General features: G+C 44.9%; 10 protein-coding genes. 1 reads left to right on the forward strand and 9 read right to left on the reverse strand.

Features of this window, described 5'->3' with window-relative positions:
• Nucleotides 1-161: 161 nt before the first annotated feature.
• Complete coding sequence (locus tag NST79_RS15605; RefSeq protein ID WP_212059371.1) at nt 162-2,480, forward strand: helix-turn-helix domain-containing protein; 2,319 nt, start codon at nt 162-164, stop codon at nt 2,478-2,480.
• A gap of 40 nt (nt 2,481-2,520) precedes the next feature.
• On the opposite strand, the gene NST79_RS15610 is transcribed toward NST79_RS15605, so the two are convergent.
• The 9 genes from NST79_RS15610 to bioW form a co-directional block, all read right to left on the reverse strand.
• Nucleotides 2,521-4,017, reverse strand: a complete 1,497-nt coding sequence (locus NST79_RS15610) for an extracellular solute-binding protein (protein ID WP_024573266.1) — start codon at nt 4,015-4,017, stop codon at nt 2,521-2,523.
• 24 nt (nt 4,018-4,041) lie between these two features.
• On the reverse strand, nt 4,042-4,902 hold the full coding sequence (locus NST79_RS15615) for a carbohydrate ABC transporter permease (RefSeq protein ID WP_015251420.1): 861 nt from the start codon (nt 4,900-4,902) through the stop codon (nt 4,042-4,044).
• Nucleotides 4,903-5,108: 206 nt separating this feature from the next.
• Nucleotides 5,109-5,870, reverse strand: a complete 762-nt coding sequence (locus tag NST79_RS15620; protein ID WP_003245974.1) for an NAD(P)-dependent oxidoreductase — start codon at nt 5,868-5,870, stop codon at nt 5,109-5,111.
• Between the two features lie 76 nt (nt 5,871-5,946).
• A complete protein-coding gene (gene bioI, locus NST79_RS15625) occupies nt 5,947-7,134 on the reverse strand; it encodes a biotin biosynthesis cytochrome P450 (protein ID WP_212059373.1) in 1,188 nt (395 codons plus the stop codon).
• A 68-nt stretch (nt 7,135-7,202) separates the two neighbouring features.
• Nucleotides 7,203-8,210, reverse strand: a complete 1,008-nt coding sequence (gene bioB / locus NST79_RS15630; RefSeq protein ID WP_212059375.1) for a biotin synthase BioB — start codon at nt 8,208-8,210, stop codon at nt 7,203-7,205.
• A 2-nt stretch (nt 8,211-8,212) separates the two neighbouring features.
• Nucleotides 8,213-8,908: a dethiobiotin synthase gene (gene bioD / locus NST79_RS15635; protein WP_212059377.1), complete on the reverse strand. Its 696-nt coding sequence runs from the start codon at nt 8,906-8,908 to the stop codon at nt 8,213-8,215.
• Complete coding sequence (gene bioF, locus NST79_RS15640; protein ID WP_212059379.1) at nt 8,905-10,074, reverse strand: 8-amino-7-oxononanoate synthase; 1,170 nt, start codon at nt 10,072-10,074, stop codon at nt 8,905-8,907. The genes bioD and bioF overlap by 4 nt, the downstream gene beginning before the upstream one ends.
• On the reverse strand, nt 10,064-11,410 hold the full coding sequence (bioA, locus tag NST79_RS15645; RefSeq protein WP_032726441.1) for an adenosylmethionine--8-amino-7-oxononanoate transaminase: 1,347 nt from the start codon (nt 11,408-11,410) through the stop codon (nt 10,064-10,066). The genes bioF and bioA overlap by 11 nt, the downstream gene beginning before the upstream one ends.
• On the reverse strand, nt 11,400-12,176 hold the full coding sequence (gene bioW, locus NST79_RS15650; RefSeq protein WP_033884852.1) for a 6-carboxyhexanoate--CoA ligase: 777 nt from the start codon (nt 12,174-12,176) through the stop codon (nt 11,400-11,402). The genes bioA and bioW overlap by 11 nt, the downstream gene beginning before the upstream one ends.
• Nucleotides 12,177-12,190 lie beyond the last annotated feature (14 nt).

Raw genomic sequence — 12,190 nt, forward strand, 5'->3', positions numbered from 1 at the left:
AAGTCCGTCTACAATCATATGATCACATCCTGTTTTATCCCTTTATAATCAAGGGTTCAGCAGGTCCACCTGAAAAAAAGACACCGATATTAGAAAATGATTATTGACAATATCTATCAATCTTTGGATTAATTGTATTAAGGTGAAGTGGATGTTATGAAATGGGGGGTTTTATGAAAAGAAGCCAATACAAGTTTTACTACAAACTGATCACGTTTTTCTGCCTGCTCAGCACCATTCCGGTTATTTTGGTCGGATTGTTTTCGTACGAGCACTCTCAGAAAACGGCTATTTCCAACGTTTCGGAGGAAAAATTCGACACACTCCAGCAGACCCAGCAAAGCATCGAGCATATATTGAAAACCGTCGATCACTCTTTAACCCACTATGTGAGTTCGCCGCCTCTCCTTCGCACATTGTCCGAGCCTTTGCACTCAGACCAATTTCAAATCTATAACCAAGTGAACCAAGAGCTCAATTATCTGCAAAGCTTTGATACCGATCTGTCCAACATGACGTTAGTCAGTTATACGAAAAAATGGTACATGAACAATTCCGGTTTGTACCGTTTGAATACAGACACTCTTCATGAAGCAGCCTCAGCGTACACGAAACACAAAGCGAGCCGCTCCTATTGGACGCTTGAGGAAAACAATCATTTGATTTCAACCAAAGAAGGCACATCAGAAAACTGCCGCTACAATATCAATTTAATTAAGCAGCTTCCTTTGAACAGCACAAATACAAAGGGATTGGCCGCAGCAAGCATCCCGAGCTGTTCGCTTGTCAAAAATATGCCTGGCTATTCAAACGCCAACAACCTGTTTATCATCGATGAAAAAGGCCGCATCATCCTTCATAACAATATGTCTGACGTTGGTGAATCTCTTCATAACGACGGCTTTGTCCAAAAAGTGCTGGCGCAAACGGCCAATAGCGGACAGTTTGAAACAGTTATTGACCGGATTCATTATAAAGTCACCTATCAAAAATCTGACTATAATACATGGACTTATTTTTCTCTCGTTTCCCTGCCTGAGCTAAAAAAAGAAGCCAAATCAATCGGCTGGATCACTTTTGCAGTATGCCTTATTTTGTTAACGCTTTCATTATTGTTCTCCTGGCTGGGCTCCCGCCATTTTTACAAGCCGATCAGGGTGCTTTACGAATCATTCGCAAGACATGGAGCCATACAAGAGAAACAACAGCCTCCTCAAAATGAATTTGAGTTAATTGAACAGAGCTTTAAGCAGCTGAAGGACAGAAATGACGACCTTGAAGAAACGATGAAGCAGCAGGCCACTCATCTGCAGCAATATTTTATGGTCAGGCTTATGCTTGGAAAACTGACGGATGAGGAGGTTGATAACCGTTTTGAAAGCCTCGGCTTAAAGCAAAATTGGCGGCACCTTGCCCTGCTTGTGCTCCAAATTGACACACTGAATCATACGCCTTATGAGAAAAAAGATATGGATCTGCTTTTGTTTGCCGTCAACAGCCTGATTGAGCGCAACATCCCGACGGACAAACATCTTGCCCCCGCCGTAGTTGACAAACAGCAGGCGACGATTTTGATCAATCAAAGCGGGACAAAGGAAGAATTCATGGCTGAGCTGAATGAGACTGCAAGGATGATTCAGGAAAAAGCGGAAGCTGAGCTGCAGCTGTCTGTCAGCATCGGCATCAGCCAGCCGTTTGATGTGCTGACAAAAGCGAAAACAGCCTATGCGGAAGGCTCAGAAGCGTTGAAATATCGGCTGAAAGTGGAAAACAAGTCGATCATCTTTTACGAAGACCTTGACCAGAAAAAAACCTTCAAAACCCATTTTCCAAAGCAGCTTCAGCATGAGCTGTTCGATGCTGTCAAAGCAGGAGACAAGGAGAAAGCGGATAAATGCCTGCACGCGATTTTACAAGCCATTTTCACCCAGAACACCAACCCGTATCAATTTCAAATCGCCATCGCCCGTTTTTTGAACCATGTGATTGAGCTGATGCATGTGCTTGGGATCGAATTGTTTGAGCTTGAAGAAAACAAAATGCTGTATGACCAAATTTTTGAGCTGAAAACGTTCGAGGATACCGAAAACTGGCTAAAGAATGAGTTTATTGATCCGATGACAGACAAAGTGAACGCCCGCGCGGATGCCCAGTACAAAAATATTTCCGACAACATCATTCATATCATCCATCATGAGTTTGAATCCGAATTGACACTGGACGAAATCGCACGCAGGCTGCATTACAACCCAAATTATTTAAGCAGTATTTTCAAAAAAGAAATGGGAATTTCATTCAGCGAGTATGTCTCAAGCTACCGACACCATATGGCGAAAAGCTGGCTTGCCGAAACCGACATGGCGGTCAAGGACATTGCCGAAAAGCTGAAATATAAAAACTCCCAAAACTTCATCAGATCATTTAAGAAGCTGGAAGGGATTACACCGGGAAACTACCGCCAGCAAAAAAGAAGCATGTAAAAAACCCAAAACCGCTTGCGCGTTTTGGGTTTTTCCAATGTTATTTTGCTTGTTTAAACGCTTCTTCGTATTCCTGAATAATTTGTTTTCCTCCGCTTGACTCCCATTTTTCCACTTCTTTATCGAACTGGCTTTCTGTGATGTCTCCAATCATATATTTGTAGGTCGCGTCATCAATGATTTTCTTCAGTTCGTCACCCCGTTCCGACTCCGATGCGGAATACAGGCTTTCAGCCGGGTTTGAGACGATAATCTTTTCATTGTCCTCGGTCAGCTCCTCGTACGCCGTCCGAAGCGGATCTCCAGTGTTTTTTAAGTAGGCTTTATCAATGGCAATTAAAGCGGACAGCGGCTGAATATCAGTCTGCCAGTCTTTTACCTGGCTTTCTTTGCGTGTAAACGTTTTGTCCTCACCTTTGTTGTAATGAACGCCGTCAATGCCATAAGTCATCAGGCTATAGACATCTTCTTCGGCAATTCGGTCAAAAAACGCCAAGATCCGTTTAAGCTCAGCTTCCGTTTTCACACTCGTTTTCGGGAAAGCAAACACGCCGTTATGGCCTCCTGATGCCCATACCCGCTCTTTCCCATCTGGGCCTTTTATGCGGTTGATGATCTCGAGCTTCATTGATTTATCAGAGGCATGGTCGCGCAGATTGACCGCATCTACCATATTGCCAATATAAATTCCGGCTTTTCCTTGAGAAAACAGCTCCTGCTGCTGGGTTTTGCTCGTGACGGGAAAATCCTTATTCATATACCCGTTATCACGCAGCTTTTTCATATAGTTCATCGTGTCTTTGTATTCCTGTGTCATGAAATCAGGCGTGAATTTGCCGCCCGATTCCTTCCAATCTGTCGGCATGCCTTCATACGAGCCAATCGTTTTAAACGCGCCGTAAATCAAGTCATTACGGTCTGTCAGCCCGATCGTATCATCTTTCCCATCCTTGTCCGGGTCGTCCTCCGTAAATGCTTTGGCCACTTCATAAAGCTCATCCAACGTTTTCGGGGTTTTCAAATTTAAATTGTCCAGCCAGTCCTTCCGAATGACGATCCCCTGTCTGGAAAGCGGGCGCTCTCTGTATATCCCGTAGAGCTTGCCGTCAATTGTCACATTTTTATTAATGAGTTTGTTCATTTTGTTTAAGTTGGGATAATCCTTGATATAATCGCCGATTTCCCAAAACATTCCTGACCGAAAGGCATTCATGACTGACGAATTTTTAATATCCTGGATGGTCACGATTTGCGGAAGATTCCCGGCTGCAAGCGCTGCATTCAGCCTGTCTTCTTTCACCGCGTCTGGAACCCAGGTGATGTCGAGTTCTGTATTTGTCAGCTTTTCAATTTCTTTAATCGCCCTGTCTTTCGGCGGCTGCTGGTGATACAAAATCGCCATCCAAGACAGCTTTACCTTTGAATCTGGGCCAGCTTTGCCTTCAGCCGAAGACTGATCAGCTCCTTTACAGCCCGCCAGCACTCCGCCGAGTGCCAGTACAAGCACAATCAAAAGCACCCTCCATTTGTTTCCCATCGTACCCCTCCGTTTCATATTTCTTTATCCTTTGACAGATCCCAGCAAAGCTCCTTTTGCAAAATGCTTTTGTATAAACGGATAGACAAGCAGAACCGGGATGGTCGCCACCACTATGACCGCCATTTTAATGGTTTGCTCAGGCGGCGGGCTGCCCGACCCCATTTCAGACATATCCCCCTGCATACCGCTTGATACAATGACGATTTGGCGCAGAAGCACCTGAATCGGCCATTTTGCTGAATCATTTAAGTACAAGATCGCTGTCATATACGTGTTCCAATACGTGACCGCATAAAATAGTGAAATCGTTGCGATCGCAGGAAGAGACAGCGGCAGCACAATTTTAAAGAATATGCCCAGATCATTGCACCCGTCAATTTTCGCGGACTCTTCCAGGCTTGATGGGATATTTTGAAAGAAGTTTTTCAGAATGATCAGGTTAAAGGCATTAATGGCTGTCGGCAAAATAAGCGCCCAGTAAGAATCGAGCAATCCAAGCGATTTGACCACAAGGAAAGTCGGAATCATGCCGCCGCTAAACAGCATCGTAAATACGACGAGAAACATGAGCGGCTGCCGGCCGATTAAATCACGGCGGGATAACCCGTAAGCCATCAGTGAAGAAAGAAACATGCTGACCGCAGTGCCTATCACTGTCACAAACACAGAAACAAGCAAACTCTTATAAATAATATCTGTTGAAAAAATGTAGCGATAAGCATCTAGCGAAAAAGTGGTCGGTATTAAAATAAATGTTTTCGACACGACTTCTTCTACTGTGGCAAAGGATGCTGCGATGACATGAATGAACGGAAGTACGCATATTAAAGCGAACATCAGCAAGAAACCATAAATCAACATATCAAACAGACGGTTTTTCAGTGAATGTGCGATAGCTCCCACCTCTCTTTGTAAGCGTTATCATATTTTTGGAAACCGAGCTCAGCATGTGACGATATCGTGTCTAAAATGTAGCAAATCTGTGATTGCCATGTCTATAATCATTTGAACAGTGTCCTCGGCCGGGCAGGGGCTGCCGCGAATTGAGACCGATAACAAAAGAAAAAGAGCATAATCTTAGAAAATGATTATGCTCCGTTCTCCTCCTCGTTCAGAAGTTCAGCCGTATTGATTTGTGGCGAAAACCCAAGTTCATTCACGGCAGATTCAATGGACCATGGCCGGCCCGGATTATCAGAGACGGCGTAATAAGTGCCATACCGGATGTTGGTCTCAATGGCGGCTTTGAAAATCGACAGCAGATCGGGGTGAGAAAGCAGTGTCTTTTTCGTCCGTTCTTTTTCATGCAGCGTATCCATTTCATCTGTCACGACTGTTCCGATTCGAAGGTTGATTACTGATAGCTTATTTTCCAAATAAAACAAATGGCCGATCTGTTCAGAGGTCAGCTTTAATACACCGTACAAGTTTTTTGACAGCGGATAATCGCTTGTTGTGATTTCCCGTCCTAAGAGCGAGCGCCCGTCTTTTTCATATACATCTGTGACATGATTGCTGCTGGCGAACACGAGCTTTTGAATGCCGAGCTCCGCTGCCGCACGGCACAGATAATAGCTTGCCCTATAGAAAACATCCGTCATTTTTTCAAACTCAGCGATGTCCATAATATCGTATTTGATTTTCACAGCGAGTAAATTCAAGATGGCATCGGTATCTTTTGGAATCTTCTTCAACAGCTCCTCATAATTTGCCGCGTCAGCCTGAATGGAAGAGGCTTTGCCATCGAAATGATCTTTATCAAGCACTGTCACTTCATAGTCTGAAATAAGCCCTTCAGCAAGCAGTCTCCCAATCACACCATTTCCGCCGGCAATCAGCACTTTTTTCACGATGTTCACTCCCCTTTTTTATAGATTGCCCATTTTCGGCGGGGCTGACACTTTTTTGGCACTCACATTCTTAGGCTTATTCAAAAGTCACCGGCAGCTCCTCAAGCGCCCGAAATCCAAAAAGTGGCCGATACCGCCATTCAAAATCCGCGAGCTTAAGGCTGGGCATTCGCTGCAGAAGGGTGTTAATCGCAATTTGCGCTTCTAATCGTGCCAGCGAGGACCCTAAGCAAACATGATGGCCATGCCCGAATGAAAGGTGCGGATTAGGACTTCTCGTAATATCGAAGACATCGGGGTTCGTGAATATGCTAGGGTCTCGATTAGCCGCTCCTAACAAAAGATATATTTGCTCTCCTTGACGGATCGTCACCCCGCAGATGTCAATATCCTCTGACGCAACTCTGGCTGTCATTTGCGTGGGGCTTTCATAGCGTAAACATTCCTCGACTGCGGTACCAATAAGATCTGGATTTTCTCTCAGTTTCAAAATCTGTTCTGGATGCTGCAGCAGACAAAGGACTGAATTGCTGATGAGATTGACCGTTGTCTCATGTCCGGCGATCGCCAGCAATATGCACGTAGATGCCGCCTCCTCTTCCGTCAGCTTATCCTTTTCTCTCCCCTTCAAGAGCATGCTGATCATATCCTGTTGAGGGTGGCGTTTTCTCTTTTGAATCAGCTCTTTGAAATATGCCATAGCCTGCACAGCCATAATATTGCCCTCTGTTAATGCCTTTCTTGAGCGGGTAAAATCAATCGTTTGAATGAGACTCGCAGCCCACTCCTTTAATTGCTCCCTATCTTCCTCCGGTACACCTATAATGTTAGCTATGACAAAACTTGCTAAAGGAAAAGCAAAGTCCGAAATGACCTCCATCTTTTTTTTACCTTGCACTTGATCAAGCAAATGATGGACAGTTTCAATGATATACGGCTGATAACTCTCTGTCGCTCTCGGCGTAAACGCTCCGCTGGCAAGCGTCCGCAATCGTCTATGATCAGGCTGGTTCTGAAACAGCATCATTTGATTTTGCACATGTGAAAGGTCCTGATATTTGGTTGAGCTCTCAGGCAGCGGGGTGCGGACTTTGAATCTCGCATCTTTCAAAATAGCAGCCGTTTCTTCATATCCTGTGACATACCAGCCCGGATATTTTAAGAAACTCCCTTTATAGATAGGATGAACAGCTCGCAATGTGTCGTAAAAAGAATATGGGTTTTTCAAAAACTCAGAAGATGCAGTTGACGATGCAATTGTCACGTGATTTTCTCCTTTCTGTTCAAAAATAAAAGCAATCGACATCATACCGATTGCTTTTATTGATTCTTTCAGCTTTTCGCACTTAAACTGGCCTTCATTTCTTCGACTGATTCAACTTCAAAGCCTAAATCACTCAGCATTTTATGATCCTCCGTCTCCTCTTGCCCGGCAGTTGTTAAGTAATCTCCGACAAAAATGGAGTTTGCGGCGTAAAGCCCTAATGGCTGCAACGAGCGGAGATTGACCTCTCTTCCCCCGGAAATGCGAATTTCTTTTGATGGATTGATAAAACGGAACAGCGCCAGCACTTTTAAACAATACAGCGGGTTTAATTCGTTGACGCCTTCTAACGGCGTGCCATCAATTGCATGCAAAAAATTCACAGGAATGGAATCCGCGTCAAGAGCCTTCAAGCTTTTGGCGATGTCAATGACATCCTGTTTCGTCTCCTTCATCCCGATAATGGCGCCTGAACACGGAGACAGCCCCAATTCTTTTGCGATTTCAACCGTACTGACTCTGTCATCGTATGTATGTGAGGTCGTGATGTTTGAATGGTTTCTCTGTGACGTATTCAAATTATGATTATAGCGGTCTACTCCGGCATCTTTGAGCCGCTTCGCCTGCTCTGGCTTCAACAGTCCAAGACATGCACAAATCTTCAGTCCATACGTCTCTTTAATTTCCTGAACCGCATCTACGACCTGATCCACTTCTCTGTTAGACGGCCCTCTGCCGCTTGCCACGATACAATATGTGCCGATATTCAGATCGTGCGCCCGCTTCGCGCCTTCAAGCAGCGTTTCCTTATTCACCATCCGGTAAGACTCAATCGGCGCTTTCGAAATCGCAGACTGTGAACAATAGCCGCAGTTTTCCGGGCAGAGCCCGGATTTCGCATTCATAATCATATTGAGCTTTACTTTTTTTCCATAAAAGTGTTTTCTGATATGAAAAGCTCCATGCATTAATAGCAAAATATCTTCATCAGGACAATGTAATATTGAAAGCGCCTCTTCGTCAGTCACTTCTGCTCCAGCCAGCACCCGGTCTGCGAGTTCCATCCATTGATTCATTCTCATACCCCCACTTGATTCATCAGTAATGATAGATTGATATGGTCTTTTACCATATGTAGAACCGTTTCTTTCGTCACGTTGGCAAGCTTTGGCGTAACCCCTAAAATCGGCACACCGCATAAGCGCTCAATCATCTCAGGATTGGTTTTTTCATCTTCATCAGGAGAGTCACTGATTCCATTGATGATAATTCCGGCAATTGGAAGCCCCATGCTTTCTGCATATTTGACAGTTAAAAAGGTATGATTAATGGTTCCAAGGTGAGGACGTGCCACAATAATCATGGGAAGCTGCAACGCTTTTATGACATGACTGACCAAATAGTCCTCTCCCAATGGCACAGAAATACCGCCCGCACCTTCTACGATGAAGCATTCATGTTTTTCTCTAATCCGCCCCCAATGGCTTAAAACCTCTTCCATGGTGACAGTCTTTCCCTCAAGTTTCCCTGCAACGTATGGTGCAAGCGGCGCCTTGAAGGCAAAAGGCGTAATGTCTTCATGAGAAAGACTGGTCTGCGACATATCTTTCAGCAAACTTGTATCACTATCTGGATGATGGCGCGATATCCCGCTTAAAAATGGTTTATACACCCCGACATCTCTATTATGTTCTCGCAATAAAGCGGCGATTCCGCTGGATATAACCGTTTTCCCTACTTCTGTATCAGTTCCCGTCACAAAAAAACCCCTCAAATGATATGCAGCTCCTTTCCGATTGAATGAAATGTTTTCAGCAAATTATCAATATCACCCATACTGTGGTCAGACGTGATTGTAATTCGAATACGGCTTTCACCCGGCGCAACGGTCGGCGGCCGAATGGCAGGAGCATAAATTCCCTTGCCCTGCAGTTTTTCAGCAAATATGACCGTTTTATGGGCATCGCCAATGACTACAGGAATAATCGGTGTGTGATCTCCTTTCACCACATACCCCATATTCATCAGACTGGTTCTGATCATACTGATATAAGAAAATAAAAGCTGTCGTTTTTCCCTGCTGGCTTCAATGATGTTGAAAGCCTCGTGAGCAGCCGCACAGCTGGCTGGCGGAATAGCGGTTTGAAAGATAAATGTTCTGGCATGGTTCAGCAAAAAGTCGATGAGGACCGCTGATCCTGCCGCAAAACCTCCTTCCGCGCCAACAGCTTTGCTTAAGGTGCCGATCACAATGTCGGGACAAACACCAAAGTATTCACTCGTTCCTCGTCCCGAATCGCCTAAAACTCCTGTTGCGTGGGCGTCATCAACGACCACGAAGGCATGATAGCGTTTCGCAAGTGAGATGATCTGATCAAGAGGGGCGATTGTACCATCCATGCTGAATACCCCGTCTGTTACGATAAAACGGCGCTGATAACGCTGTGTTTCATTCAGCTTATTTTCAAGATCATTCATATCAATATGCCGATAAACAACTGTATCAGCCTTAGAAAGTCGGCAGCCGTCGATAATACTTGCATGATTGAGCTGGTCACTTAAAATGACATCTTCCTTTTCTGGCAAGGATGAAAGGACACCGACATTGGCCAAGTAACCGCTCGAAAACAGCAGGGCCGCTTCTGTCCGCTTAAAGCTGGCAATCTTCTTTTCTAGCTCTTCATGCCAGACTGAATTGCCTGTCGTTAAACGTGAACCGCTGCTTCCTGTCCCAAATTGCTGCAATGCTGTTTGGGCTGCATCGATCAAACGTCTATCGCTTGCGAGCCCTAAATAATTGTTTGAGGACCAGACCTTTTGATTTTCGCCATCAATGTTCCTCTCTGGAACCGGTGCCCCATTCATTGACCGCAGGTTACGGTGTACGCCGGCTTCCTTTGCTATGTCTAACCGCTCGTTTAACCAGGAATCAATCTTCAAGGCTCGTAACCTCGTGGATCGCTTGTTTCATAATGGCAACCATTTCCGAGAGCTCTTCAGCTGTGCTGGCAAGAGGAGGAAGAAATGCAATCACGTCCCCAAGCGGTCTTGTCAGCATTCCTAACTCTCTCATTTTTAAGGAAACTTTGTATCCAATCCGCCGATCAGCCGGGTAAGGTTCTTTAGTTTCCTTTGATCGTACAAGCTCTGCACCGCACATAAAGCCAAGCTGCCGAATATCCCCAACATGAGGAAGAGCGTGCAGATCTTGAAGAAGAAAATGGAGCTTTTTACTTTTTTCCGCTACTTGTTCCACAATGTTTTCAGATTCAAATAATGCCAGATTTTCAAGCGCAACCGCACAGCCAAGCTGATTGCCTGTATAGGAATGGCCATGGAAAAAGGTTTTTAGGTTTTCATAATCATCATAAAATGCCTTATAGATGTCTTCAGTAGCAAACGTAACGGCAATTGGCAAATAGCCTCCTGTAATGCCTTTACCGGCAGCCATCAGATCAGGCTGGACATTCTCGTGCTCGCACGCAAACATTTTTCCTGTACGGCCAAAGCCTGTAGCGACTTCATCAACGATCATTAAGACATCGTATGTTGTACATAGCTCGCGCACCCCTGCCAAATATCCTTCCGGCATCACAATCATACCGGAAGCCCCTTGTACCATTGATTCAATGGAAAGCGCGGCAATTTCCTCGTGATGTTCCTTAAGCAGCTGTTCAAGCTCTCGGAGGCACTGATCACGGCATTCATCAGGATCACCGCTTTCAGAGCGATACACATAAGGAATCGGAGCCTTGTAACTCTCGAACATCAACGGGCCGTATACGTGGTGAAAAAGCTCAATTGAACCGACACTGACGGCGCCAATCGTATCACCGTGATACCCGTTTTTCATTGCGATGAATTTTTGTTTCTCGGGCTTCCCGATGTTCTTCCAATACTGAAACGCCATTTTTAGGGCTATTTCCATCGCTTCTGCGCCGCTGTCTGAATAAAAGACCCGCGTGAGCTTTTTTGGGCTGATGTCGATTAATGTTTCGGCAAGCTGGGTTGCTGGAACGTTGGTCATGCCCAATAACGTGGAGTGCGCAATTTTTCCGAGCTGTTTTTTTATGGCATTATCTAGTTCTTTTTTGCGGTGTCCGTGGACATTAAGCCAAACTGATGAAAAACCGTCATAGTATTCCTTGCCATTTATGTCTTTGACTTTGATTCCAGTCCCGCTTTCGATGATTAAGGGGTTTTCATCATAATCTTTCATTTGGGTAAATGGCAGCCAGAGGTGCTTTTTACTTTTTTCTATCAAATCATGAGTCATGATCTTCCTCCCACTCTATTAAAATAGGCTGCTTCTCCAGATCATGTATGTACGTGTTTACATCATTGGATCCATCAATAAAAAAGACTCGGCAGCCCTCTTCAGTCCCGTATTCTTTCATTGCTGTAATACGCTGATAGCCCATTTTCTTACCCGCAACATAGCCTGTTATGTAATCCGGATCGTCCGACCAGCATAATTCTGCAACGGCTGCCGGGTGCCGGCTTACCTTTGAAGCGAGCGCAAGGGCCTCTTTTATTCTTGAATGAGCTGGCACGTGACTGTGAAGCGCCCATTTTTCAAAATTAGCGTCCGGCCAATCCATTCTGGAGACCCGCACCCCTTTTTCTTTTGTTTGATCCATTCGCTTTCCTGTATGAATATCAAACAACACCGCACCCCTGACATCTGACCATTCAGGGATTTGTTCATATGCTTTTTCAATCACGTCTCGTGAAACGCCTTCTTTTTCCAATAACAATCGGGCCAGCTTTTGTCCTTCTTCCGGGCAGCTCACTTCATTCGTATGCACAGGCAATGGCTGAATGGTTTTTATCGATTCATATACCTCTTCAAATTGAATTTGCATAAAATCAGGTTTTCCTCTTGAATGGGATAACCCTTTTTCTAATAAAGCATTGACTGTATGCTTCATCTCATGGAAAGGTATAAGCCGTTCTCCGCCGGATATATGCTTTCCGCCGTCTTCATGAGATCCATTCATAGAAGCCCTCATTCTGACACTATAAAAAGTTTCTTCTTGCATCATTTCTCGCCCTT

Origin of the sequence: Bacillus sp. PS196 (assembly GCF_037963555.1) — a bacterium.
In the GTDB taxonomy this organism is placed as follows: Bacteria; Bacillota; Bacilli; order Bacillales; family Bacillaceae; genus Bacillus; species Bacillus subtilis.